Genomic DNA, 25,065 nt, shown 5'->3' on the forward strand with positions numbered 1-25,065 from the left:
GGCAACCCATTGACCTCCGATGAATTCTGGTCCACCTTTTCATCAATCAGCGTCCAAGTTGGTGATTTGAACCAGCGAAACCCAGCCGCCCAGTTCGGCCGCAGGAGGGCACCCATGCGCGCAAGCAGACTTCCCGGATCCCTGGCATGTTTCCTCGCCCTGGCACTCGCGGCCGCCGGCTGCGGTCTCTCCGGCGGCTCCGACGACGGCGAGGCCACGGCCGGCGGCTGCAAGGTCGACAAGGCGAACGTCGGGTCCGGTGCGCTCACCGGGGACGTCAAGGGTGACATCACCTTCCAGACGACCAACCTGAAGAAGGACTTCGGCGACTACTTCAACGGCGTCATCGACGCCTTCGAGAAGGAGCACCCGGGCACGAAGGTCAAGTGGATCGACGACCCCGGCGACGCCACCTTCACCCAGCGCCTGGTCGCCGACGCACAGGGCTGCACCCTGCCGGACGTGGTGAACATCAACGTCAACACGGCGGTGGCGCTGACCAAGAACGGCTACCTGCTCAACCTCGACAAGAAGGCGCCGGACGCCGGCAAGCCGTTCACCGAGTCGATGTGGAAGTCGAGCACCTACGCCGCGGCCGACGGCACCGAGGTGCACAGCGTGCTGCCCTGGTACTCCGGCGGCATCGTACAGACGTTCAACAACGACCTGCTGAAGAAGGCGGGCCTGGACCCGGCCAAACCTCCGACGTCCATCCTCGGCCTGTTCGCCGACGCCGAGAAGATGGCCAAGGCCTCCGACGGCAAGTACTTCGCCTTCCTCGCCAACCCGCAGCTGCGCATCCCCGCCGACTGGCAGCAGATGGGCATCGAGGTGCTCTCGGCGGACGGCAAGAAGTTCACCTTCGCCGACGACCCGAAGACCGTGCAGTGGGTCGAGGGCATGACCAAGCTCTACAAGGCGGGGGCGATGCCGAAGGACTCCCTCTCCTCCACCCAGGACCCGTCCAACGTCTACGGCCAGGGCAAACTGGCCTACGGCCCGACCAACCCCAACTTCCTGCGCTTCATCCAGCAGAACAACCCGAGCGTCTACAAGAAGACCGGCGTCGCCCGCTACCCGCTGGACGACCTCGGCCACACCGTCGGCGCCCCGCAGTACATCGGTGTCGCGTCCACCAGCAAGAACGCGGTGACCGCGCTGGCCTTCGCGCGGTTCCTGACCAACGCGAAGAACCAGCTCCAGTGGGCGAAGGACCCGAACGTCGTCATCTTCCCCTCCACGACCGAGTCGCTGAAGGACCCGTTCTTCCAGAAGGTCGAGGGCACCGACCCGTTCGCCGAGGCCCGCAAGATCGTCGCGAGTGACCGGCAGACCGCCACCGCCGACGAGATCGCCCTCACGCCGGGCGAGCTGAACGCCGTCTCGGCCCAGATCCAGCTGGCCATGCAGGGCAAGAAGAGCGCGCAGGACGCCCTCGACGAGGCCCAGTCCAAGGCCAACGCGCTGATCGAGCAGGCCGGGTGACGATGACTCGGCGCACCGCACTGGACAAGGTGCCCGTCCCCGCTCCCCCGGGGGCGGGCGCCCCGGGCCCCGGCGCCTCCCCCGCGCCCGCTGCGCCGGGGCTGCCGCGCCGCCTCCTGCGTTCCGTCAGGCCCGGCCCGACGGCGGACGCCGGGGGCGCGGCGCTCTACCGCCGCTGGTGGCTGCCGTGGCTGTGGATGCTCCCGGCGATCGTCGGCACGACCGTGTTCGGGGTGTTCCCCTTCCTCAACACGATCCTGGTGTCCTTCACCGACGCCAAGCCGCTGGGCGGCGCGTACAACCTGGTCGGCCTGGACAACTACCGGCGGATGCTGTCCGACTCCGACTTCTGGCTGGCCACCCGCAACAGCCTGCTGTACGCGCTGATCGTGGTCCCGCTGATGGTGCTGCTGCCCCTGCTGCTCGCCATCCTGGTGGAGAAGAACCTCCCCGGCATCGGCTTCTTCCGCTCCGCCTTCTACACCCCCGTCCTCGCCTCCAGCGTGGTCGTGGGCCTGAGCTGGCAGTGGCTGCTGAGCGACCAGGGCCTGGTCAACACCTGGCTGCAGAAGGCGCATCTCATCCGCGAGGCCATCCCGTTCCTGTCCGACTCCTGGCTGATCCTGCTGTCGGCGATGGGCCTGACGCTGTGGAAGGGCCTCGGCTGGTACATGATCTTCTACCTGGCCGCGCTCGGGAACGTGCCCAGGGAACTGCACGAGGCGGCAGCCGTGGACGGCGCCGGTGCGGTCCGCCGATTCTGGCACGTCACCGTGCCCGGCGTCCGCACGTCGATGATGCTGGTCGGCACCCTGACGGGCATCGGCTCGCTCCGCGTCTTCACCGAGATCTACATGCTGGGCGGCTCCACCGGCGGCCCCGGCGGCGCCGACCGCACGCTCCCCTTCTACATCCGGGACGTCGGACTCGACCCGCTCACCGGCAACGCCGGTTACGGCGCGGCGGTCAGCGTGGCCCTGTTCGCACTCACCCTGGGCCTCACGCTGCTCGCCCAGCGCCTGACGAAGGAGGACGAGGCATGACAACCGCGCCGCTCGACGCCAAGCGCCGACGCCTGATGCCCCGCTGGCGCGACTACGGCCGCCCCCGCGAACTCGCCCTGCGCTACCTGCTGTTGGTCTTCGTCCTGTTCATCACCGTCGGCCCCCTGGTCTGGCAGGTGCTGTCGTCACTCAAGGGCGCGGGCGAGGACGTCTTCGGCGCGGGCGCCTCCCTGATCCCGCACCACCCGACGCTGCGCGCCTACGAGCAGGTCTTCGACCAGGTCCCGGTGTGGACGTACATCAGGAACAGCCTGTTCGTCGCGGTCATCTCGATCGCCAGCCAGCTCGTCTTCTCCACCATGGCCGGCTACATGCTCTCCAAGCCCGGCTGGAAGGGCCGGGGGCTGGTCTGGGTGCTGCTGATGGCGTCCATGATGTTCCCCTTCGAGTCGATCATGGTGTCGCTGTTCCTGAGCATCCGGGACATGGGCCTGGTCGACCACCTCGTCGGCGTCTGGCTGCCCGGCTTCGTCGCCGCGATCAACGTCCTCATCATGCGGGCCGCGTTCCTCGCCGTCCCGCGCGAGATCGAGGACGCGGCGATGCTGGACGGGGCGGGCGAGTGGAAGCGGTTCCGCTACCTGTATCTGCCCTCCGCCTACGGCGCGATCCTGGTCGTCACCATCAACACCTTCATCAGCGCCTGGGACGACTTCCTGTGGCCGTTGATCGTGCTGCGCTCCGAGGAGCACTTCACGCTGACGCTGGGTCTGGCCCGGCTGCAGACGTCGTCGTTCGGGTACGACCAGCGGCTGGTGATGGCGGGGTCGGTGATCTCGGTGATTCCGGTTCTGGTGCTGTTCGTGATCACGCAGCGGTGGTTCTACAAGGGCGTCTCGTCCGGTGCCGTGAAGCTCTGAGTCGGTACGGCGGTCAGTGCGGCCCGCGCCGACTCCGCGACGCGGGCCTCCACCGTGGTCCCGGCGTCGGTGGCGGGCCGGGGGAAGACGACCGTGCGGGTCTCGCCCGGCGCGAGCTCGACAGCCCGGAACCCCCGCAGTTCGAGGGCGCGGGGCCAGACGGGGGTCCGCAGCCGCCGGACGTACAGCTGCGCGACGGTACGGCCGTACCGCTGCCCGGTGTTGGTGACGTCGACGCGGACGGTGTCCCCGTCCAGCCGCGGCGGGCCGTACGTGAAGCTCGTGTACGACAGCCCGTGCCCGAATGCGTACAGCGGCTCGGCGCTGCCGTCGACATAGCCGCCGTACTCGGTCTCCTTGTGGTTGTAGTACACCGGGAGTCGGTCCGCCGAGCGGGGGACGGAGACGGGGAGGCGGCCGGTCGGCTCGGTGTGCCCGAGGAGGACCTCGGCGATCGCCTCGCCGCCCCAGGGACCCGGGTACCAGGCGGTGAGCAGCGCGTCCGCGCGGTCCGCGGCCTCGGGGACGGCGTGCGGGCGGCCCTGGACCAGGACGACCGCCGTGGGCGTGCCGGTCGCGGTGACCGCGTCCAGCAGGGCGTACTGGGCCCGGCCGAGCCGCAGTCCGGCCAGATCGGCGCCCTCGCCGCAGGTCATGTGCGAAACGGCGGTCCGCGCGGCCCCGTTGGCGTCGAACTCCGTGTCGGGCGTACGGGCGCTGGATCCGCCCAGCACGAGCACCGCCAGGTCGGAGGCGGCGGCCGCGGCGACCGCCTCGGGGACGCCGGTCAGGTCGTCACCCGTGAGCGCGCAGCCCCGGGCGTGCCGGATGCCGACCCCGGGCGGGGCGAGGCGCCGTAGTCCGTCGAGCACACTCGTCCCCGTGCCGGGGCGCTGCGGGGCCGTGTAGTCGCCCGACTGGTGGGCGACGGTGGCGGCCTGGGGTCCGAGGACGGCGATACGGGAGACGGCCGCCGCTATGGGCAGGACCCCGCCGTCGTTGTGGAGGAGGGTGACCGCCCCCCGGGCCACGCGGGTGCTCACCTCCCTGCCCCGGGCCGGGAAGGGCGGCGGCGTCGCGCCCGGCCGGTCGAACAGCCCCAGCCGGAACTTCAGCCGCAGGACCCGGGCCACGGCGCTGTCGAGAGCCTCCTCGGCCACCAGCCCCCGCTCGACCGCCTCCTCCAGGTGGGTGAAGCCCTCGTCCCACAGGCTCAGATCGACACCGGCGTCGAGCGCGAGAGCGCCCGCGGTCACCTTGTCGCCGGTGATACGGGCCAGCCGGTCCACGGCGAGGCCGTCGGCCATGACGAGGCCCTCGAAGCCCCAGCGGTCCCTGAGCAGCTCGGTGAGCAGGGCCCTGTTGCCGGAGCAGGGCGTCCCGTCGACCTCGTTGTAGGCGGCCATGACAGCGGCGGCGCCGGCCCGGACGCCGGCCCGGGCGGCGGGCAGATGGATCTCGTGCAGTTCGCGGAGCCCGAGCTCGGACTCGGCGGAGTTGCGCCCGCCGACGGTGGCGCCCTGTCCGGCGAAGTGCTTGAGGACGACGGGGGCCTTGTCGGCGGCGAAGTACTCGGCGGGCTCGCCCTGCATGCCGCGTACGACGGCCTCCGTGAAGCGGGCGGCGAGGTACGGGTCCTCTCCGAAGCACTCCTCGGTGCGGCCCCAGCGTGGGTCGCGGGCGATGTCGAGGGCGGAGACGAGGGCGACATGTCCGCCGCGGGCCCGCAGTTCGGCGGCGGCGTGGGCGGCGGCGCGTTCGTACAGCTCGGGGTCCCAGGTGGCACCGACCGCCAGATTGACCGGCAGGACCGTGCCGTCCAGCGCCATGTGGCCGTGCGGCACCTCCTCGACGAACAGCGCCGGTATGCCGAGCCGGCTGCGCTCGACGACATGCCGCTGCACCAGCTCCGCGAGAGCCGCGCCGTCCTCGGCGCCGGGCCCGTCGGTGTGGTCGACGCCGGACCAGGCGTCGGCCCGCTGGAGCCCGTACAGGGCGCCGAGTCCCTCGAAGCGGTCGGTCTCGGCGTACAGGGCCTCGGTGAGTTCGAAGCCGCCGTCGGGGGCGCGGCGGTAGGCGTTCCAGCCGTACATCCGCTGGTTGAGCTGGCCCACCTTCTCGCGCAGGGTCATACGGGAGAGCAGGTCGCCGACGCGGGCGTGAACGGGGGCGGTGGGGTCGCGGTAGAGCGGAGTGGGCGGGAGGCCGGCGGGGTGGCGCCGCGCGGCGAGGCCGCTCATCCGGCGTACCCCAGTCGGGCGAGGGCGACGGCGCCCTGGGAGCCGTCGGCCACCCAGTCGAGGGTGAGGCCGAGGGGGTGCAGCCGTGCGGTGAGGGGCGCGGTCAGCGGTCCGTCCGGACCGAGCAGACCGCCGGTCGCGACGATCCGCTCGCCCGGCCGGGGTTCGAGGGCGCGGACGGTGCCGGTGAGGTGCTCGGCGGCCGTTTCGAGGATTCCGGTGGCAACGACGTCCTTGTGCCGGACGGCGGCCTCGGTGACGAGCGGGGCGAGCCGGGCCAGCCGGACCGGCGGCCGGTCCATCACGGCGGGCAGCAGGTGCATGCGGTACGCCTCGCGCCGGGCCAGACTCCAGGCTCCGGCGTCGCACGGACCCGCAGCCTGGCCCGGCAGCACGTCCTCCGGCACCCCCAGTGTCCGCCCGACCGACGCGGCCAGCGCCGTCGGCCCGCCCCTCCCGTCCGCCATGCGCAGCGCCACCCGTACCGCCTCGCGTCCGATCCAGAAGCCGCCGCCGTCGTCCCCGAGCAGCCAGCCGTCGCCCCCGGCGGTCGTCGTGCACGCGCGTGAGGTGATGCGCGCCGCGACCGCGCCGGTGCCGGCCACCAGGGCGAGGCCGTCGGCGGGGTTGCCGGGCGCGGAGGCGAACGCGGCCTCGATGTCGCTGTGGACCTCGACCGAGGCGGCGCCGATGCCCAGCCGGCTCAGCGCGACGGTGAGAGCGGCGTGCGCCTTGACCCGGCCCGGCTCGTCCGGGGCGGTGCGCGAGGCGCCCGCGAACCCGGCCGCCACGGCCACGACACGGCCGCGCAGCCCCTCCGGCACGGCGTGCGCGAGGGCCTCGGCGAGATGCTCGGTGAGCTGCGCACCGGGGACGGTCAGGGCGTTGCCCGGCCCGCCGACGCCCTCGCCCTCGGGGGCGCCGGCGCGCAGGGGTGCCAGGACGGCGCGGGTGCGGGTGCCTCCGGCGTCCAGGCCGACGACGTATGCCGTAGGTGCCGAAGCGGCCGAGGTTTGGTTCAAATCACTATTCATTGCCGACCATGGTGGTTGATACATTCGCCACGAGCAAGAGCCGAGCCCCGGGCAAGAGGCAGGCTCAGACCGGGACCGGACCCGAGGAGGATCCCATCCACACGCTCCGCTTCGGCGTCAACTACACGCCCCGCCACGGCTGGTTCCACTCCTGGCACGACTTCGACCCGGCACGCGCGCGTGAGGACCTGGACCGGATCGCCGGTCTCGGCCTCGACCACGTCCGCGTCTTCCACCTCTGGCCGCTGCTCCAGCCCAACCGCACCCTCGTGCGCACCGCCGCCGTGGACCAGCTGGCGCACCTCGTCGACCTGGCCGGCGAAGCCGGTCTGGACGTCATGGTGGACGGCGTCCAGGGCCATCTGTCGAGCTTCGACTTCTACCCGGAGTGGACCCGCAGCTGGCACCACCGCAATGTGTTCACGGACCCGGAGGCCATCGAGGCCCAGGCCACCCTCCTGCGCACCCTCGGCCGCGCGCTCGCCGGCCGCCCGCACCTCATCGGCCTCCAGCTCGGCAACGAGCTCAACAACCTGGTCGAGCACAACCCGGTGACGGCGGACGAGGTCGACCACTACCTCGACACCCTGCTGGCCGCCGCCCGGGACGGGCTCGGCGCGAGCGCCGGCCTGGTCACGCACTCCGCGTACGACGCCGCCTGGTACGGCGACGACCATCCCTTCACCCCCGAGGCCTCCGCCCGCAAGGGCGACCTGACCACCGTCCACCCCTGGGTGTTCTCCGGCGACTGCGCCCGCCGCTACGGCCCCCGCTCCCCACAGGTCCGGCACCTCGCCGAGTACGGCACCGAACTGGCCAAGGCGTACGCCATCGACCCCGCGCGCCCCGTCTGGGTCCAGGAGACGGGCGCCCCCGAGCCGCACGTCCCGGCCGCCGACGCCCCCGAGTTCGCGCGGGCGACCGTACGGAACGCGGCCGAGTGCGCGGGGCTGTGGGGGGTGACCTGGTGGTGCTCCCACGACGTCGACCGCTCACTGGCCGACTTCCCGGAACTGGAGTACACCCTGGGCCTGTTCGACTCCTCCGGCCGCCCCAAGCCGATCGCCGAGGCACTCTCCGAGACCGTCGCCGAACTGCGCCGCCACCCCCGCCCCGCACCGCCGCGCAAGACCGCCCTGGTCCTGGACTGCGCGCCGGGCACGCGGTCGGTGTCCGGGCCGGGCGGCGCGTACTTCGAGGCGTGGATGCGGATGCGGACGGAAGGCGTCCGCCCGGCGGTGGTCCTGGCCGCGCGGGCGCGGGACGCGGAGTACCTGGCGGCGCGGGGGATCAAGGAGGTCGTACGGCCGTCCTGAGCCGCCGCTGACCGGCGGGCGTGCCTCAGTCGTCGGTGACGCCCGCCAGCACCTCGGCGACGGCCCGCAGGTTCGCCCGCCCCCGCCCGTACGAGTACAGCGCGCCGCCCTCCGGCAGCCCCGTGTCCACCCGTACCGCGTCCGGCCGCCGGGCCAACAGGGCGTCCCGCAACCGCAGTTGCCAGGGATGCAGCCCGGCGTCGCACGTGGCGACGACGAGGGGCGCGCCCCCGCAGGAGCGCAGCATCCCGTCGACGAGCTCGGCAGGATCCGCCGGTTCGCCGGTGACGGAGGTGCCCGTCGCCGTGGGGTCGAGGGCGCGCACCTCGGTCAGCAGGTCCTCGCCGCCCCAGTTGAGCGCGGGGTGCGGCGGCGGGAAGAGGTCGACGACGTGGGCCCCGCGCACGGCGGGCGGTACGCCCCGGCCTCGTACCGCCCGACGCGCGGCCACGAGACCGGCCTCCGCGTCCCAGCCGGCGACGTCGAGGGGCGGCGTCGCATAGCGCGCGGCGAGCCGCCGCACCCGCCCCGCGGCCTCCTCGACGCGTTCCTGGGCCAGCAGGCCGGTGCGCAGCGCGTCGAGCACGGCGTCCCGGCAGGCCAAGGTGACACCCAGGTCCCCCACGGCGACGATGACCTGGTCCGCGCCCGCCGCGAGCGCGATGCGCGCGCCGGCCGCCTCGCCGTACGCGTCGGCGATCGCCTTCATCTCCAGGGCGTCGCTGACGAGAACGCCGTCGAAGCCGAGGTCGTGGCGGAGCAGGTCGCCCAGGATGCGGCGGCTGAGCGTGGCGGGGCGGTTGGGGTCCAGCGCCGGGAAGACGACATGGGCGCTCATCAGCATCGGCACGCCCGCGGCGACGGCCGCGCGGAACGGTTCGAGGTCGGTGCTGAGTTCGTCGTACGGCCTCGGGTCGACCGCCATGCCGTGGTGGCTGTCGGTGACGGTGCCGCCGTGGCCGGGGAAGTGCTTGGCGCAGGAAGCTATGCCGCGGGCCTCGGTGGCGGTGATCCAGGCGTGCAGATGGCGGGCGGCGAGTCCGGGGTCGGCGCCGAAGGAGCGGGTGCGCACGATCGGGTTGTCCGGCCGGTGCTGGAGGTCGGCGACGGGGGCGTAGGAGGCGGTGATGCCGAGGGTGGCCAGGTGCCCGGCCAGCGCGTCGGCGCAGCGGGCGGTGAGGTTCGGGTCGTCGGCGACGCCGAGGGCGTAGGAGCCGGGGACGTCGGGGGCGCCGGCGCTCACCAGGTGGCCGATGCCGCCGCCCTCGTTGTCGATGGCGACGAGGAGGTCGGGGCGGATGGCCCGCAGCTCGTCCGTGAGGCGGCGCACCTGCTGCGCGTCGCGGATGTTGCGGGTGAAGAGGATGACCCCGCCGAGGCCGCGGTCGATGAGCTCCTTGAGCGTGTCCGGCACGCTCATGGCCCCGTCGAACCCGGCGACGAGGCAGCGGTGGGCGGCTTCGTCCAGATCGGCGGGGAGCGCGCTCGACCTGGACGATATGTGCTCGAAGTGGCTCACCCCGGCAATGCTCTGGCTCGATCAGCCGAAAGTCAACCTGCTGATGGATGGCTGATTCAATGGTGTGACAGGGCAGGCGCCGGGCACCTACGGAAAACGCGGTTGTACGGCGATCATCCCGGCGTCTGACGTCGGCCTCCATCGGCGTGTACGGCGCCCGTACGTCTCCCGGTTTCGCGCGACTGTGCGCCGAGCGGGCCGTGACCGCGTCCGGGGCCGGATCCGGGTCCTGGTACGGATCCGGCCCCGGGTCCTGGTCGGCGGCGGCGAACGGCACGGTGATCGAGCAGGCGCAGATCCTCACCACGCACAACCTGGCCACGCTGGTCCACCGGGTGGACATCGCCCCGCGGCCCTGCTGGTCCGACCTGGCGCACCGCGGCTTCGTCACCGTGTGCCGGCCGGCCGCCCGCGTGCACGGCAACCGGCGTCCGCTGCCGGCCATCGAGGACGCGGCGTACGCCTGGCGTCAGATGCTGTTCCACCTGCCCCTGTGCCCGCCCGACGAACAGCGGCGGTTCCTCGCCGGCCCGGACGAGGAGACGGCCCGCCAGCCCGCCCACGTCACGACCCGGCCGGCCCCCGCCCTGGCGGGCCTGCTCCTGGTCGCCGAGGGCGGCACCTTCGACACCGACGGCACGACGGACGGCGGTCGCGCCCGCCGCTTCCTGGGGTGGAGGACCGGGGGGCACTGGATGCGGTGAGTGCGGGGGAGCGGGCGAGCGGATGCGGCCGGCGCGCGCTCGCGTCGCTCGCCCGCCGACGCCGCTTCGGCTTGCGGACACCACGGCGTCACACCGGGCGGGCACGTTTTCGGCGTCCCCTCCTGCTTCGCCCTGCGTCCGTCCGCCCCGTCCCCGCGCGGCGTGACGTGAAAGGACGACCTGCGCCGTGTCCCTGCTGCCGCTCGGCGGTGCCGCCGGCCCGCTCCCCACCGCCCCCGCCGCCCACGCCGCCCCCGCCCCGGTCCGCTCCCCCTTCACCCCCTTCTCTCCCGCAAGCCTCACCCGCCACGCCATCACCCTGCTGCCGCTCCTGCTGATCGGGGCGTGGGCGGCGGCCGACTGGCGCACCTTCGCCGACGGCGCCACCCGGCTCGCCTCCGCCGACCCCTGGTGGCTGCTCGCCGGTCTCTTCTTCACCTGCATGGGCTGGGTGGCCGCCGCGTGCGTCCGCCAAGGGGCCCTGCCGGAACGGCTCCCGCCGGGCCTGCTGCTCGCCTCGCAGTTCGCTGCCGGCGCCGCGAACCAGGTGCTGCCGGCGAGTATCGGCGCCCACGCCGTCACCCTGCGCTTCCTGCAGAACCGCGGCATACCGCTGCCCCGGGCCACCGCCTCACTCGCCCTGTACTCACTGGTCAAGCCGATCGCGAAGACGGCGGTGCTGCTCGGCTTCCTCGTGGCCTTCCCCGAACTGCTGCACCTGCGCGAACTCGTCCCGGACGAGCGGACGTTGCTCCTGGTGACCGCGGGCGTGACGGTCGCCCTCGCCACCGCGGCCGTCCTCGCGGCAGCCGTACGGCCGCTGCGCCGCCCCCTCGTGCGCTGCGTCCGGACCGCCCTGACCGACGCGCGGATCCTGCACACCCGGCCCAGCCGCGTCCTGGCCCTGTGGGGCGGGGCCGCCGCCACCCCGCTGCTGCAGGCGAGCGTGATCGCCTCGGTCGGCTTCGCGCTCGGCCTGCCGCTGTCCTGGACGCAGGTGACCCTCGCCCTCCTGCTCGCCGGCACCGCGGTGGGCGCCGTACCCGCACCGGGCGGCATCGGCCCCGTGGACGCGGCGCTGGTGTTCACGATGGCCGCCTTCGGCGCACCGACGAGCCTCGCCGCGGCCACGGTCATCGGCTACCGCGTCCTGACGGTCTGGGTCCCCCTGCTGCCGGGCGCACTGGTGCTCTCGATCCTGGTCCAGCGCAAGATCCTCTGAGTCGGCGGTCTTTCCGTTCTCATTGAATAGACGAGACGACTAGTCTAGTGTCTTGAGTAGACGCAACGGTAAGTCTTGTCTTGATCGTGCGTCCCGTTCACGACCGCTCATGAGAGGCCACAGCCGTGGGGAACCCGACCGTCCGCGCCATGGACCGGACCAGCGCACCAGAGAGGGTGAAGGGCGGCGGGCTCGCTGTGTTCAGCGTGGCCTTCGCCTTATGGATCACCATGGCGGGCACCACGGCGCCCACCCCCCTCTACCCGCTCTACGGCGAGGAGTTCGGCTTCACGCCCTTCACCGTGACCGTGGTCTTCGCCGTCTACGCGCTCGGCGTCGTCCTCGGGCTGCTGGTCTTCGGGCGGCTGTCCGACCAGGTGGGACGCCGCCCTGTACTCATCGCGGCCACGCTGCTGTCGGTGTGCGCCGCGATCGTCTTCCTGTTCGCCCAGAACCTCGGGGCCATCCTCGCCGCCCGGGTCATCTCCGGCTTCTCGGCGGCTCTGGTGACCGGCGCCGCCACCGCCTCCCTCGCCGAACGACTCGGGCAGCACGCCCGCGTGAAGCCCGCGACCGTCGCCCTGTTCGCGAACATGGGCGGCCTGGCCTGCGGCACCCTGCTGGCCGGCATCCTGGCCGATGTCGCCCCGTCCCCGCTGCGCACACCGTGGGTCGTCATGCTCGCCCTGGCCGCCGTCGGCATGCTCGGCGTCATGGTGAACGGGGAGAGCTCCACGCACCGGTCCGGCTTCTCGCTCCAGTTCCATCCGCTGCACGTACCGGCCGAGATCCGGTCGGACTTCCTGCGCTCCGCCATGGCGGCCGGTTCGGGCTTCGCGGTGTTGGGCGTGCTGACCGCCGTGACCGGCCTGTTCCTGGGCACAGTGCTGAACGAGACCAGCCATACGCTGACCGGCCTCGTCGTCTTCACCGCCTTCGCCTGCACCGCCTTCGGCCAGCTCCTGGTCCGCACCCTCAAGCCGGCTACCGCCCTGCCCGTGTCCTGCGTGGGGCTGATCGTGGCCGCCGGCCTGATCGCCACGTCGATGGCCACCGACACCCTGACACCCCTGCTCGTCGGCGCCGCCGTCAACGGCCTGGCGACGGGCATCGCCGTGGGGCACGGCATCGGCAGCATCACCACGCGCAGCGCTCCCCAGCACCGCGGCGCGTCGGTGTCCACCTTCTTCGCCATCCTGTACTCGATGCTCGCGGTGCCCGCGATCGGCGTGGGCGTCCTGATCCGCGAGACCAGCCTGCGCCCGGCGGGCGAGACGTTCAGCGCGGTGGTCGCCGCGCTCTCTCTCGGCGTACTGCTCAGCCTGGTGCGCACCGGCCGGAAGGCCGCCTGATTCCGGTCCGCCGCCCACCGGTTCGCGGCGGACCCCCTGTGCCAGAATCTCAGCACACGCACGACTCGAAAGGTTGACGGGATCATCAGCGCCACGCGGAAGCCACGACCGGCCTGCGAGCAGACCACGGTCATCAGCCGAACCGGCCCACGCCGCAGCGAGAGCGTCCGGCTCGCGGTACTGCACGCCGCGGACGATCTCCTCGTCGAGCGGGGGTTCACCGGTCTGACCATCGAGGGCATCGCCCAGCGCGCGGGTGTGGCCAAGCAGACGATCTACCGCTGGTGGAAGTCGAAGGTCGACATCCTCCTGGACACCCTCGTCGACGACGCCCGCGAGGCCCTTCAGTGGCGGACGGACGAGGCCGCGGGCGTCGAGGAGAACCTCGCGTCCCATCTGCGGCGTGTGGCCGACTTCTTCGAGGAGCCGGCCGGCCAGGTGCTTCAGGCCCTGCTCGGCCAGGCCCAGCTGGAAAGCGACACGGCCGCGGCACTGCGGGAAGGGTTCCTGAACGAGCAACGTGAGCGCGACGTGGCCGGCCTGCGCGAGCTCCTCGCCCGCGATCACGAGATCACCGTCGACGACCGGACCCTCGACCACCTCGTGGATCTGCTGCTCGGCCCGCTGTACTACCGGGTGCTCGTGTTCGGTGCGCCCATCGACAAGGAACTCGTGGAGTCCACGACCCGGCTCGTACTGGCCCTCGCCCGCGAGTCGTCGCCCAAGTTCTCCTGACGGACCGTTGTATGTGAGTGGCCCCCGGCAAGAGCGCCGGGGGCCACTCACATACAACGGTCAGTGCGATGCCTCCTGGTGGGGGAAGGGTCTCAGCGGGTGCGGTATTCGTGCAGGGTGATGTGCTCGGGTTCGCCGGAGTGCGCGGGCGCCGCGTCGGAGGCCCGCTCGGTGGCGGGTTCGGCCGGGTGCAGAGCGGTGAGGCAGCGCTGGGCCAGCTTCTGGTACTGGAGGGTCCCGTTGCCCTTCCAGGCGATCTCGTCGGCCGTGAGCTCGCGCAGCACCTTCGCCGGGGCTGCCTGCCACAAGGTGCCGTTCGGGCACATGGAAGCGGGACTTGACGAAGCTGCCCGCGCCGACGAACGCCTGCCGCCCCACGACCACGCCGTCCATCAGGACCGACTTCATGCCGATGAGGCTGTCCCGCCCCACCCGGCAACCGTGCAGCACACTGCCGTGACCGACGTGGCCGTCCTCCTCGACGACCGTGTCGGCTCCGGGGAAGCAGTGCAGGACACAGCCGTCCTGCACATTGGAGCCCGCGCGGAGTTCGATGTGCCCGAAGTCGCCGCGCAGGCCGGCGAGGGGACCGACGAAGCAGCCCGGTCCGATGTCGACCGAACCGATGAGCACCGCTTCGGGGTGGACGAACGCCGTGGGGTGCACGACGGGGACGTGTCCTTCGAAGGAATAGATCCTTGCCATGGTCTTTCTCACCGTTCGTTCGAGGTGGAGAGGGAGCCGGCTGGTTGGACGGCCGTTGTCGTGGACGCGCGCAGCTCGCCCAGCGCGTCGTGTCCGTGGATCCAGGCGAGGTCGTCGGGCAGCCCGGTCAGCCGGGCGTTGCGGGCCTCCGCCTCGGCGCCGTCCGGCAGTTGGAAGCAGGTGGCGTTCTTGCGGGAGCCCGCCTGGAGCAGACGGGTGCGCGGTCGGCGCAGCTGCTCGTAGGACCGCAGGGCCACCGCGGCCTCGTCGGCGCCGGCGCGGCCGAGGAGGTGCGCCAGCACCACCGCGTCCTCCAGCGACTGGTTCGCGCCCTGCCCGTGGTGCGGCAGCATCGCGTGGGCCGCGTCGCCGAGCAGGGTGACCCGGCCCGCGCTCCAGACACGCTGCGGTTCGCGGTCGTACAGCGCCCACCGGCCGGGCCGTTCGCACGCGGCGAGGATCTCGGTGACGAACGGGTGCCAGCCGTCGAAGGCGGCGAGCAGTTCCGCGCCGTCGCCCTCGGTGGACCAGGACTCGATCGTCCACTCGGCATCGGGGACGACGGCGAGGAAGTTCAGCGCGGCTCCGCCGGCCACCGGGTAGGCGATGAAGTGCCGACCCGGGCCGAGCCACAGCCACAGCACCCGTTCGGCGAGTTCGGGGACGTGCCCGAGCCGGTCCATGGGGACCAGGGCGCGGTAGCCGCTGGTGCCGGAGAACACGGCCTCGTCCGGCCCGAAGACGCTGTGCCGTACGGCGGAATGGATGCCGTCGGCCCCGATGACCGCGTCGGCCTCGGTCTCGGTGCCGTCGGCGAAGCGGAGCACGGCGCCGGCGCCGGTCTGCTCCACCTCGGTGCAGCGCGCGCCGAGCCGGACCCGGCTTGTCCCCAGCTCGGCGAGCAGGGCCTGCTGCACGGCCGCCCGCTCCACGGTCCAGAAGGGCGCCTTGAACCTCTCCTCGTACGTCCCGGTCAGGGTGTGCGTCACCATGGCGCGGCCGGTGCGCCAGTGCCGGAAGTCGGCGCGCACGGGCTCGACGGCCGCCCCGGTCAGGCGGCCCGCGACGCCGAGGTCGCGCAGGGCGCGGTGGCCGTTGGCGCCGATGGCGATGCCGGCGCCCTGGTGGGCCAGTTCGCGGGCCTGTTCGTGGACGACGACCTCGATGCCCTGCCGCCGTAGTCCGATGGCGACGGCCAGTCCGCCGATGCCACCGCCGACGACGGCCACGTACGGGCGTTTGGGCGCCATGGCGTCTCCTCCTGTTCTGTGTGCGGGCCGCACGGTCACTGCGCCGGCGAGATCCCCGTGAAGGTGCCCCGGTGGAAGACCAGGGGTTCGTGGTCGCGGCCGACGGCGCCGAGCACCCGCCCGACGACGAGCACGTGGTCGCCGAGGGGCTGGGTGAGGTGCAGGGCGCATTCGAGCGTTCCGGGCCCGTCCGGCAGGAGCAGGCAGCCGGTGTGCGGTCCGACGGTCCAGTCCGCGGCGTCCTCCACGGCGGGGCGCCGCGCCGCGGGCGTGGTGAGGACTCCGACCAGCGATCGCGCCCGGTTGCCCAGGAACGACACGGCCCACTGGCCGGACGTGCGCACGCGCTGAAGGAAGGTGGAGTCGCCGCGCAGGTACATGGACACCAGCGGCGGGTCGAGGGAGACCGAGGTGAACGAGTTCACCGCGATGGCGTCGTGCCGGACTCCGGACGGGGTGTCGAACCGGGTCGACACCGCGCACACACCGGTCACGAACTGTCCGAGGACGTGCCGGAGTCGGTCCTCGTCCGGCAGGGTGCGGCTGTTCACCGCGCGGCCCGGGTAGGGGTCCCACCGCCGATGACGGTCGTGTCCTTGGGATTGATCAGGTCGGGAACCGTCCAGCCGTGCTCGTCGTACTCCGACAGGCACCGGTCGACGAGTTGCTTGTAGTCCTCGAACTTCCCCGACGCCTGCTGGGCGTGCAGCGCCTCGAAGCGGATCTGTTCGTGGTTGCCGGCGTAGTTCATCTCGTACAGCTCCCAGCGGGCACCGAACTCGGTGCCGACCGCGTCCCAGGCCAGCTTCATCAGCTTGACGCGGTCGACCGCCTCCACACCGAGGCCGCGGACGTACTTGTCGAGGTAGGGCCGGACCTCGGGGTTGGACCAGTCGAGCGCGTGGGAGTTGTTGTAGATCAGGGAGCTGCCGAGGTCGCGCAGGAAGATCTCGCGCACCTTGGGGAAGACGGAGGAGGACAGGACGCGGAACGCCAGGGCCGTCTTGCCGTTGGGGGTGACCGTGCCGTCGGGCCACTTGGTCGGGTTCTCGGCCATGGAATCCACCAGGGCCCAGAACATGTTGCGGTAGGCGAGCACCTCACCGAGCCGGCTCTGCACGCCGCGGAACTCGGAAGTTCCCGTCGTCTCCAGGCACTTGGCGAGCAGTCCGGTCAGGAAGTCCATCTTCACGGCGAAACGGACGCAGGCGTGGAACATGGCCCGGTAGAAGAACCCGGAGCCGTAGAAGAAATTGTTCGCCTTGTCGACGTCGTAGCAGAAGACGTTCTCCCAGGGAATCAGTACTTGATCGAAGACGAGGATTCCGTCGTTCTCGTCCAGGCGGCTGCTCAGCGGCTGGTCGAAGGGGCTGCTGACGGTGGCCGCCGCGAATTCGTACGACGGCCGCGAGATGACCTTCAGTCCGGGGCTGTTCGTCGGCACGATGAAGTACGCGGAGAATTCCTTCGCGCCGTTCGGTATGACCCCGTAGCTGCCGATGAAGATGTGCTGGGTGAGCGCCGCGCCGGTGCCGACGACCTTGGCCCCGGACACGACGAGGCCGGCGTCGGTCTCCCGCTCGACCGTCAGCATCACGTCCCTGAGCTCGGTGAGTCCCCGATTGCGGTCGATCGGCGGGTTGACGATGCCGTGGCCGATGAACAGCACGTTCTCCTGCGCCGTGCGGTACCAGGTGGCGGCGTTGTCCTCGAACGGCGCGTAGTGCTCCCGGTTCGACCCCAGGGTGGACAGGAAGGCGGCCTTGAAGTCCGGGGTGCGGCCCAGCCAGCCGTACGTCATGCGGGCCCACTCCGCCATGGCCTGCGCCGATGTGCGCAGATCGCCGGTGGTGTACGGGGCCTTGAAGTAGGGGTGGGTGAAACCGCCGTTGCCGGTGTCGGTGGGGACGACCAGTTTGCTGTTGCGCTCGGGATCGTGCAGCGCGTCGTACAGCCGGGCCACCATCCGGGAGTTGTTGCGGAAGGCCGGGTGGCTGGTGACGTCCTCCACCCGCTCGCCGTAGATCCGCACCTCGCGGCCGTCGCGGGCATGTCCCTGCACGCCGACTACGCGGCATCCCTCGGCTGAGCGCCGGACCCGCGACCACGGAGGACAGTCACTGTGCGGCACTTCGAGCACTTCCCCGCCGGCAGCACCTACGAGCTGGGGGCCACGCGGCTGACCAGCGAGGACATCATCGGCTACGCGCGCGCCTGGGACCCCATGCCCTTCCACCTGGACCCCGAGGCGGCCCGCCGTTCTCCTTTCGGGGGTCTGGTGGCCAGCGGCTGGCACACCGGTGCCGTGGTCATGGGGCAGTTCGTGCGCACCCTGCTCGCGGACTCCGCCTGCCAGGGCTCCTACGGCATGGACGAGGTCCGGTTCCTCGGTCCGGTGCGCCCCGGCGACGAACTGCGCGGCCGAGCCACCGTGGAGGAGGCCTCGCCGCATCCCCGGCGGCCGGGTACGGGCACGGTCCGCTTCGCCGTCGAGGCGGTCAACCAGGAGGGCACGACGGTGTACCGGATGCGCACCCGGCTGCTGTTCGCCTGCGCGCAGCCGGCCGGCACCGGTCACGAGGCCGCGGCCGTACGGCGCTGAGGCCCGGCCCGTCGGCAGACTCCCGTTCCTCCTCCGGCCGCCCCCTGCCCGAGGAGGAACGGGTTCCCCGTCACCCCTTTGACTATACGCACCGTTGCGTCTAGTCTAGCTCGCATCGATCGACGATCGAGGAGGGCCGCCATGGACGCACCGCACGACGCCCCGCAGCCGGCCGGCGCGACACAAGGGCGACGCATCGGAAACGGACCGAGGCGCAGCGAGACCGCCCGCACCGCCGCTCTGCGAGCCGCCGACGACCTGCTGGCCGGCCCCGTCTTCGACGGGCCTTCATGACGGGACGGCCGACGGACCCGCGGTTCGCCGGGCGCCTGGCTTCCAGCGTCCTGACCTGCCGGCAGAGCACCCCGCCCGACCGGGCACCGACCGCCGACCCCACCCCCTGAAAGGCTGTTCCCCCATGTTCCGCGCACGCCGAACCCGTTACACCGCCACGGTGGAGGCGGTCTCCCCGATCGCCCCGCGGATGGCGCGCATCACCCTGGGAGGGCCCGGGATGTCGGCCTTCCGGTGCGACGAACCCACGCAGTGGGTGAAGCTGTTCGTGACCGACCCGCTCGACGGCCGGACGGTCGGCCGCGCCTACACCGTGCGCCGCCAGTCCCCGTCCGAGCCCCGCATCGACATCGACGTCGTCCTGCACGGAAAGGGCCCCGCCGCACGCTGGGCCGAGTCCGCGCGCCCGGGCCAGGAGGTCTCCTTCGGTGGCCCCAAGGGATCCTTCCGTCCCCTCCCCGACGCCGACTTCTACCTCCTGGCGGGCGACGAGAGCGCCCAGCCCGCGGTCCTCACCATCGCCGAGAACCTGCCGCCCGGAACAGGCGCCGCCATCTACCTGGAGGTGGCCGGCCCCGAGGCCCAAGTCCCGGTGCCCCGGCGGGCCGACCTGGACGTCGTATGGGTCCACCGGGAGGCCGGCCGGTCCAAGGGCGAGGCCCTGCGGGACGCCGTACTCAAGGCCGCCGTGCCGCGGCAGGGCGTCGCCGCGTGGGCGGCCGGCGAGTCCGGTGCCGTCAGGGACATCCGCCGCCACCTCACGGAGGGCCTCGGCCTGGACCGTCAGCACGCCTACGCGAAGGGCTACTGGAAGCTGGACGAGGCGGACCACCGCGACCCCCTGGCCTCGGACTGACATCACCGGTGATGACCCCGTCCGGACCGCTGACCGGTCCCCGGTGACCGCGCGCTACTCCTCCCCGACCCGCACCACCGCCACCGTGATGTTGTCGGGCCCGCCCGCCTCGATCGCGGCCTTCCACAGCTCGAAGGCCGCCCGGCCGTCGTCGTGTTCCCGCAGGACCTCGTCCAGTACGTCCTCCTTCACCGGGTCCGTCAGCCCGTCCGAGCAGACGAGGTAGCGAACGCCGGGCTGGAGGGGCTCGGCCATGACATGGGGCTGGACGGCACGGTAGGTCGGCGAGCCGCCCAGGCACTGGGTGACGAGGAAGGTGGTGCTCCCGGCCGGGTGCGGTGGGCTGTCGTCGACGCTCACCTGGCGCAGCCCGTCACGGGAGACCGCGAAGACCCGGCTGTCGCCCACGTTGAACGCCAGCAGCGAGCCGGGCTGTACGACGACTCCGGCGACCGTCGTCCCCATGGCGGACAGCTTGCCTCCCTCGTCGCCCCCGGCCGCCTGGTACACGGCGCGGTTGCAGGCGTTCAGGGCGTCGCGGACGGCGACCTCGCTGCTCAGGGCGGGACCGAGCGAGGCGATCCGGCGGACGACCAGGGCGCTGGCCACATCGCCGCCGGGATGCCCGCCGAGCCCGTCGGCGACGGCCACGACCAGGGGCGTCCCGAGCGGGAAGACCAGGGTCTGCGGATTCTCGGTCACCGTCGCGCACAACGTCCACGGCCCCACGACGAGGCTGTCCTCGTTCCGCTCGCGCAGCCGTCCGGGGTGGCTGATCGCACTCACAGCGACGTACGGCATGCAGCGCCACCGCCTTCCCGCACCGGACTGATCACCGGGGCCGGACGTCGACGTCCCTTACGAGTCTAGGAACACCGGCTTCCGGCGTGCCAGCGCAGCCGGAAGCGGCACCCCTCCCGCATCGGCTCCCGCATCAGCCCTCGTCCGGCGTCAGCCGCAGCGAGATGCTGTTGATGCAGTACCGCTGGTCGGTCGGGGTCGGATACCCCTCCCCCTCGAAGACATGCCCGAGATGCGACCCGCACCGGGCGCACCGCACCTCGGTCCGCACCATCCCGTGCGAACGGTCCTCGATGAGCTCCACCGCGTCGGTGTCCTTCGGGTCGTAGAAGGACGGCCAGCCGCAGTGCGACTCGAACTTCGTGGTGGAGGTGAACAGTTCGGCGCCGCAGGCGCGGCAGGAGTAGACGCCCGTCGTCTTGGTGTTGGTGTACTCACCGGTGAAGGCGGGCTCCGTGCCGGCCTGGCGGAGGACGGCGTACTCGGCCGGCGTCAGCTCCGCGCGCCACTGCTCGTCCGGCTTTTCGACGTCGTACGACATGAGTCCGTGCCCCTCACTTCGACAGGCGGTCCAGGATGAGCGGGCCGAGGTCGGTGACATCGCCCGCGCCCATGGTGAGAACGAGATCGCCGGGCTTCGCCATTCCCGCGACCAGCGCGGGCACCTCGCCCTTGTCCTGGACCGCCGTCACGTCGGCGCCCGCCGCCCGGGCCGCCTCGATGATCAGGTCGCTGGTGACGCCGGGGATGGGGTCCTCGCGGGCCGGATAGATGTCCAGGACCAGCGAGGAGTCGGCGAGGGCGAGGGCGTCGCCCATCTCCTTGCCGAGCTCCTGCGTGCGGGAGAAGAGGTGGGGCTGGTAGACGACCAGGATGCGGGCGTCCCCGGCGGCCGAGCGCATGGCCTCCAGGTCGGCCGTCATCTCGGTCGGGTGGTGGGCGTAGGAGTCGATGACCTGGACGCCGGCGGCCTCGCCCTTCAACTGGAGCCGCCGCTTGACGCCCGTGTAGGCCGCCAGGGCGGGGGCCAGCTCGGCGGCCGGGACACCGAGCGCCGCGCCCGCCGCCAGCGCGGCCACGGCGTTGAGCGCGTAGTGGCGGCCGGGGACCGAGACCGTGAAGGTGAGCTCCTGGCCGTCGAGGAGGACGGTGACCTGGCTCTTCAGCCCCTGCGCCAGCACGGACAGGACCCGTACGTCGGCGTCCTCGGCCTCGCCGTACGTCACCACCCGCACGTCGCGCGCCGTGACCCGCCGGGTCAGCTCCCGCGCCCCGTCCTGGTCCGCCGAGATCACCAGCGTGCCGCCGTCGGTGATGCGGTCCGCGAACGTCTCGAAGGACTCGTAGATCTCGTCCATCGACGCGTAGTTGGCGTGGTGGTCGAGCTCGACGTTCAGGACGATCGCGACGTCGGGCGCGTACTTGTGGAAGCTGCGGTCCGATTCATCCGCCTCTGCGACGAAGATGTCGCCGTCGCCGTGCAGGGCGTTCGAGCCGGGGGCGTCCAGGTCGCCGCCGATGGCGTACGACGGCTTCAGGCCCAGCTCGCTCAGCGAGACCGCCAGCATCGACGTCGTGGTCGTCTTGCCGTGCGTACCGGCGACGGCGATCGGACGCAGCCCGTCCATCAGCGACGCGAGCGCGTCGGAGCGGTGCACCACCGGAATACCCAGCTCGGCGGCGCGGGCCAGCTCGGGGTTGTCCTGCCGGATCGCCGACGACACGACGACACAGCTGGCATCGTCGGCGAGATGCTCCGCCGCATGCCCGATGTGCACGGTCACCCCGAGGGCCCGCAGCGCCTCGGCGGTCCCGGACTCCTTGGCATCACTGCCCGCCACCTTGGCCCCACGCTGCGCGAGAATCTTCGCGATCCCCGACATTCCGGCCCCACCGATACCGATGAAGTGCGGTCGGTCCATGGCGGTGGGAAGGCCGGGTGCCATGCGTGTTCTCCCAAGATTGCGGTACGACGGTGAGGCCCCAGCCTATTGGGTCCTCCCATGGGCGTTGAGCAACGGGGCGCCGGGCACTGTGCCAACTCAGGGGCGCGGGGAACTGCGCGACCAGCCCCCATAAAGCCGCACCCGACGAACCCGCCCGGGCCCCTACGGCGCCCACGGCCCCAGCCCAGCGGCAGCGCTACGCCTTGCTGTGCGAGAAAAGCTTCAGCACCGGCACCCCCACCTTGTGCCGAGCCCGAGAAGCCCAGTCCCGATGGAAGAACTCCTCCACGTAGTGGGGATCGGTCAACACGATCACCTCGTCCGCCCCGACCTCGTCCACCACCGCCTTGAGCGCGTCCAGCGGATGGTCCTCCAAAAGCCGCCCCTCGGCCTCCGCCCCGGTCCCGCGCAGCGCCGTGAGCGACACCTCCAGCGCCCGCTCCCCCGTGCTCAGCGCCTCCTCGCCCTCCGGGGTCTTCCCCTCCCGGACCGCCTCGTCGAGCTCGCCGAGCGCGATGTCGTCGATGGCACGCAACAACCTGTCGGCCTGCTCACCGCGCGGCTGGAGCAAGACATGGAAGGCGACCTGCTCGTCCCCGTGCAAGGTCGTGACGAACTCCACGTCGGCGGACGTCAGGGCCTTCTCGATCATCAAAACGCTTGTGAACACCGGGCGCCCCTTCTGCGGAAACCATCCTGCCCCGCGCTCGCACGGGGACTGCGACTTTTAGTGTGCCCGGCGGAAGCTAAACGGAACGGCAGATTCCGCCGTTTTCAGGACCACGACACCGATAGAACCCTTTTCCGAACCACCCAAACCATCCTCACGTCCGCCGGTACCGGCCGAACAGGAAACCCTCCTCCTCCAGCAGCGACACCAGCTCGAACCGCTTCGGAACAGCCACCGAGGGCCCTCCGGCGATGCGCTGCGCGTCACCGGCGGTGAGCATCGGGGAGATCGTCAGGCAGAGTTCGTCGAGCACTCCGGCGGCCACCAGCTGCCCGAGCAGTCGTGGGCCGCCCTCGGTCAGCAGCCGGGTGTGGCCGAGCTCGGCGAGGGCCTGGACGGCACGTACGGGGTCAACGCCGACGCCGTCACCGGCGATCACCACCTGGGCGCCGGCCTTCTCCGCGGCCGCGATCCGGTCCGGGGCCGCGGCGGCACCCGTGAGGACGAGGGTCGGCACCAGGGGCGAGGTGAAGAGCGGAAGGTCATAGTCGAGGTCCAGGCTCGCGCTCACCACCGCGATGGCCGGCGCGGGCCCCTGCCCGGCCGCCTCGCGCATCGCCGCGAACTCCGCACGCGCGCGTGCCGGACGGTACCCCTCCAGACGTACCGTTTCGGCACCGACGATCACGACGTCCGCCAGCGCCCGCAGCGTGCCGAAGATCCGCATGTCGGTCGCGGTGGAGATGGGCTGCGAGCGCCCGTCGTGCTGGGCGGCCCCGTCCAACGTGGACACCATGTTGGCCCGCAGCCAGGGCTGCGCCGCGCCTGGCCCCGGCTCGGGATAGGCATAGGCGGCGGCGATCTCGGCGAGACTCCACTCGCGCTCGATCAGGTCGCCACCGGGAAAGCCACCCCCAGGACCGCCCCCGTCTCCCGCACGGCCTTCACCGGAGGCCTCGGCCCGCACCGCACCGACCCCTGAAGGCCCACCAGGCCCACCAGGCCCACCAGACTCACCGGGCCCCTGGGCCACACTCCCCGCATCGACAGCTCCCACCCCCTCCTCCCCGGCCGAACCGCCGGAGGCCCTCGCTGCTGTCTCATCGGTCACAGGGAACAGGCGTCGCATGTCAAGGAGTGTGGCACGGCGATTAGCATGGTGAACCGTGTCGTCCTCCTCCGCCGCCTCCGGTCCGCGCCCGATAGCCGAAGCGAGCCCGCTGTCCCTGTGCGCCCGTGAGCCGCACGTCCCCGCGGACCGGCTGGTCGCCGAGATGGTGCCGCCGCCGCGCTTCGACTCGGTCCGGTTCAGCACGTACATACCGGACCCGAACCAGCCCAGCCAGACCGAGGCGGTCGGCATCCTGGAGAACTTCGCCGCCGGGCTCGGCGGGGCGCACGCCAGCGGCGCCGGCAAGGCCAGGCGCGGCTTCCTCGGCTTCGGCAGGCCCAAGGCCCCCAAGGTTCCCGCGGGGCCCCGCGGCGTCTACCTCGACGGCGGCTACGGCGTCGGCAAGACCCACCTGCTCGCCTCCCTCTGGCACGCCACCCCGGCCGAGGCGTCCCTCAAGGCCTTCGGCACCTTCGTGGAGCTGACGAACCTCGTCGGCGCCCTCGGCTTCCAGCAGACGGTCCAGACCCTCTCCGGCCACCGCCTGCTGTGCATCGACGAGTTCGAGCTCGACGACCCCGGCGACACCGTCCTCGTCTCGACCCTGCTCGGCAAGCTCGTCGACGCGGGCGTCGCCCTCGCCGCCACCTCCAACACCCTCCCCGGCAAGCTCGGCGAGGGCCGCTTCGCGGCGGCCGACTTCCTGCGGGAGATCCAGGGCCTGTCGGCCCACTTCCGCGCGCTGCGCATCGACGGCGAGGACTACCGCCACCGCGGCCTGCCCGAGGCGCCGGCGCCGTACTCCGAAGAGCAGGTGACGAAGGCGGCGTACGCCACCGAGGGCGCCTCGCTCGACGACTTCCCGCATCTGCTGGAGCATCTCGCCCGCGTCCACCCCAGCCGTTACGGCGCGTTGACCGATGGCCTGAAGGCGGTGTGTCTCACCGACGTCCAGCCGATCCCGGACCAGTCCACCGCGCTGCGGCTCGTCGTGCTCGCGGACCGGCTCTACGACCGCGAGGTCCCGGTCCTGGCCTCCGGGCTGCCGTTCGACCAGCTGTTCAGCGAGGACATGCTCAAGGGCGGCTACCGCAAGAAGTACTTCCGCGCCATCTCGCGCCTCACCGCCCTGGCGCGCGACGCGCAGGGCCTCGTCACCGCCTGACGCCCCCTAACCGGCCAACTCCCCCACGTCAAGGGGGAGTTTCAGCCATGCCACCCTCGTATTTCAGGCTCTCTTCAGCTGGAAACGTTAAGTTAACCCTGCAAACAACTTTGCCGGGCTAATGTGTTTCTTGA

Annotated in this window: 23 protein-coding genes and 1 pseudogene; 12 read left to right on the plus strand and 12 right to left on the minus strand. The window is 71.9% G+C overall.

Annotated elements, in window-relative coordinates; genetic code table 11:
• The first annotated feature begins 114 nt into the window (after nt 1–114).
• From QQM39_RS08285 to QQM39_RS08295, 3 genes are read left to right on the plus strand one after another with little or no spacing between them, the layout of a single operon-like run.
• Nucleotides 115–1,485 (plus strand): sugar ABC transporter substrate-binding protein, encoded by a 1,371-nt coding sequence (locus QQM39_RS08285; RefSeq protein ID WP_301996022.1) that lies wholly within the window; start codon nt 115–117, stop codon nt 1,483–1,485.
• Nucleotides 1,486–1,487: 2 nt separating this feature from the next.
• The gene (locus QQM39_RS08290; protein ID WP_301996023.1) at nt 1,488–2,528 is read left to right on the plus strand and encodes a carbohydrate ABC transporter permease; all 1,041 of its coding nucleotides are present in this window, start codon (nt 1,488–1,490) and stop codon (nt 2,526–2,528) included.
• The gene (locus tag QQM39_RS08295; RefSeq protein WP_301996024.1) at nt 2,525–3,409 is read left to right on the plus strand and encodes a carbohydrate ABC transporter permease; all 885 of its coding nucleotides are present in this window, start codon (nt 2,525–2,527) and stop codon (nt 3,407–3,409) included. The genes QQM39_RS08290 and QQM39_RS08295 overlap by 4 nt, the downstream gene beginning before the upstream one ends.
• On the opposite strand, the gene QQM39_RS08300 is transcribed toward QQM39_RS08295, so the two are convergent.
• Nucleotides 3,373–5,649, minus strand: a complete 2,277-nt coding sequence (locus QQM39_RS08300; RefSeq protein ID WP_301996026.1) for a glycoside hydrolase family 3 N-terminal domain-containing protein — start codon at nt 5,647–5,649, stop codon at nt 3,373–3,375. The genes QQM39_RS08295 and QQM39_RS08300 overlap by 37 nt on opposite strands.
• Nucleotides 5,646–6,671 (minus strand): BadF/BadG/BcrA/BcrD ATPase family protein, encoded by a 1,026-nt coding sequence (locus QQM39_RS08305; RefSeq protein WP_301996027.1) that lies wholly within the window; start codon nt 6,669–6,671, stop codon nt 5,646–5,648. The genes QQM39_RS08300 and QQM39_RS08305 overlap by 4 nt, the downstream gene beginning before the upstream one ends.
• A 20-nt stretch (nt 6,672–6,691) precedes the next feature.
• On the opposite strand from QQM39_RS08305, the gene QQM39_RS08310 reads away from it, so the two are divergent.
• Nucleotides 6,692–7,999, plus strand: a complete 1,308-nt coding sequence (locus tag QQM39_RS08310) for a cellulase family glycosylhydrolase (RefSeq protein ID WP_301996028.1) — start codon at nt 6,692–6,694, stop codon at nt 7,997–7,999.
• A gap of 25 nt (nt 8,000–8,024) precedes the next feature.
• On the opposite strand, the gene QQM39_RS08315 is transcribed toward QQM39_RS08310, so the two are convergent.
• Nucleotides 8,025–9,518 (minus strand): glycoside hydrolase family 3 N-terminal domain-containing protein, encoded by a 1,494-nt coding sequence (locus QQM39_RS08315; RefSeq protein ID WP_301996029.1) that lies wholly within the window; start codon nt 9,516–9,518, stop codon nt 8,025–8,027.
• Nucleotides 9,519–9,670: 152 nt separating this feature from the next.
• Between QQM39_RS08315 and QQM39_RS08320 the strand changes: the two are divergent.
• From QQM39_RS08320 to QQM39_RS08335, 4 genes and pseudogenes are all read left to right on the plus strand, one after another.
• Nucleotides 9,671–10,222: pseudogene (locus QQM39_RS08320) on the plus strand (hypothetical protein); the annotation flags it as partial.
• A gap of 187 nt (nt 10,223–10,409) precedes the next feature.
• Nucleotides 10,410–11,444, plus strand: a complete 1,035-nt coding sequence (locus tag QQM39_RS08325) for a lysylphosphatidylglycerol synthase transmembrane domain-containing protein (RefSeq protein WP_301996030.1) — start codon at nt 10,410–10,412, stop codon at nt 11,442–11,444.
• Between the two features lie 149 nt (nt 11,445–11,593).
• A complete protein-coding gene (locus QQM39_RS08330) occupies nt 11,594–12,796 on the plus strand; it encodes an MFS transporter (RefSeq protein WP_301996032.1) in 1,203 nt (400 codons plus the stop codon).
• Between the two features lie 180 nt (nt 12,797–12,976).
• Nucleotides 12,977–13,531, plus strand: a complete 555-nt coding sequence (locus tag QQM39_RS08335; protein WP_302003517.1) for a TetR/AcrR family transcriptional regulator — start codon at nt 12,977–12,979, stop codon at nt 13,529–13,531.
• 92 nt (nt 13,532–13,623) lie between these two features.
• Here QQM39_RS08335 and QQM39_RS08340 read toward each other — a convergent pair whose 3' ends face one another.
• The 4 genes from QQM39_RS08340 to QQM39_RS08355 form a co-directional block, all read right to left on the minus strand.
• Entirely contained in the window at nt 13,624–13,857 is a 234-nt protein-coding gene (locus QQM39_RS08340; RefSeq protein WP_301996034.1) for a hypothetical protein, read from the minus strand.
• A gap of 387 nt (nt 13,858–14,244) precedes the next feature.
• Complete coding sequence (locus QQM39_RS08345) at nt 14,245–15,486, minus strand: FAD-dependent monooxygenase (protein ID WP_301996036.1); 1,242 nt, start codon at nt 15,484–15,486, stop codon at nt 14,245–14,247.
• A 35-nt stretch (nt 15,487–15,521) separates the two neighbouring features.
• Nucleotides 15,522–16,037, minus strand: coding sequence for a flavin reductase family protein (locus QQM39_RS08350; protein ID WP_301996038.1), 516 nt, complete (start codon nt 16,035–16,037; stop codon nt 15,522–15,524).
• Nucleotides 16,034–17,548, minus strand: coding sequence for a 4-hydroxyphenylacetate 3-hydroxylase N-terminal domain-containing protein (locus QQM39_RS08355; protein ID WP_301996040.1), 1,515 nt, complete (start codon nt 17,546–17,548; stop codon nt 16,034–16,036). The genes QQM39_RS08350 and QQM39_RS08355 overlap by 4 nt, the downstream gene beginning before the upstream one ends.
• A gap of 60 nt (nt 17,549–17,608) precedes the next feature.
• Here QQM39_RS08355 and QQM39_RS08360 point away from each other — a divergent pair, with 60 nt between their 5' ends.
• The 3 genes from QQM39_RS08360 (at nt 17,609) to QQM39_RS08370 (ending at nt 19,238) form a co-directional block, all read left to right on the plus strand.
• Nucleotides 17,609–18,088, plus strand: a complete 480-nt coding sequence (locus QQM39_RS08360; protein ID WP_301996042.1) for a MaoC family dehydratase — start codon at nt 17,609–17,611, stop codon at nt 18,086–18,088.
• Between the two features lie 141 nt (nt 18,089–18,229).
• Nucleotides 18,230–18,382: a hypothetical protein gene (locus QQM39_RS08365; RefSeq protein ID WP_301996044.1), complete on the plus strand. Its 153-nt coding sequence runs from the start codon at nt 18,230–18,232 to the stop codon at nt 18,380–18,382.
• 124 nt (nt 18,383–18,506) lie between these two features.
• Nucleotides 18,507–19,238 (plus strand): siderophore-interacting protein, encoded by a 732-nt coding sequence (locus tag QQM39_RS08370; RefSeq protein WP_301996046.1) that lies wholly within the window; start codon nt 18,507–18,509, stop codon nt 19,236–19,238.
• A gap of 54 nt (nt 19,239–19,292) precedes the next feature.
• On the opposite strand, the gene QQM39_RS08375 is transcribed toward QQM39_RS08370, so the two are convergent.
• The 5 genes from QQM39_RS08375 to QQM39_RS08395 all read right to left on the minus strand — a co-directional run bounded on the left by QQM39_RS08375 (nt 19,293) and on the right by QQM39_RS08395 (nt 23,547).
• On the minus strand, nt 19,293–20,039 hold the full coding sequence (locus QQM39_RS08375; RefSeq protein WP_301996048.1) for a PP2C family serine/threonine-protein phosphatase: 747 nt from the start codon (nt 20,037–20,039) through the stop codon (nt 19,293–19,295).
• 133 nt (nt 20,040–20,172) lie between these two features.
• Nucleotides 20,173–20,580, minus strand: a complete 408-nt coding sequence (gene msrB, locus QQM39_RS08380) for a peptide-methionine (R)-S-oxide reductase MsrB (protein ID WP_301996050.1) — start codon at nt 20,578–20,580, stop codon at nt 20,173–20,175.
• 13 nt (nt 20,581–20,593) lie between these two features.
• Nucleotides 20,594–21,985, minus strand: coding sequence for a UDP-N-acetylmuramate--L-alanine ligase (gene murC, locus QQM39_RS08385; RefSeq protein ID WP_301996051.1), 1,392 nt, complete (start codon nt 21,983–21,985; stop codon nt 20,594–20,596).
• A 196-nt stretch (nt 21,986–22,181) separates the two neighbouring features.
• Entirely contained in the window at nt 22,182–22,655 is a 474-nt protein-coding gene (locus QQM39_RS08390) for an indole-3-glycerol phosphate synthase (protein ID WP_301996052.1), read from the minus strand.
• A 154-nt stretch (nt 22,656–22,809) separates the two neighbouring features.
• On the minus strand, nt 22,810–23,547 hold the full coding sequence (locus QQM39_RS08395) for a pyrimidine reductase family protein (RefSeq protein WP_302003518.1): 738 nt from the start codon (nt 23,545–23,547) through the stop codon (nt 22,810–22,812).
• A 274-nt stretch (nt 23,548–23,821) separates the two neighbouring features.
• On the opposite strand from QQM39_RS08395, the gene zapE reads away from it, so the two are divergent.
• On the plus strand, nt 23,822–24,931 hold the full coding sequence (zapE, locus tag QQM39_RS08400; protein ID WP_301996053.1) for a cell division protein ZapE: 1,110 nt from the start codon (nt 23,822–23,824) through the stop codon (nt 24,929–24,931).
• Nucleotides 24,932–25,065 lie beyond the last annotated feature (134 nt).

Origin of the sequence: Streptomyces sp. DT2A-34 (genome assembly GCF_030499515.1) — a bacterium.
Taxonomy (GTDB): Bacteria; Actinomycetota; Actinomycetes; order Streptomycetales; family Streptomycetaceae; genus Streptomyces.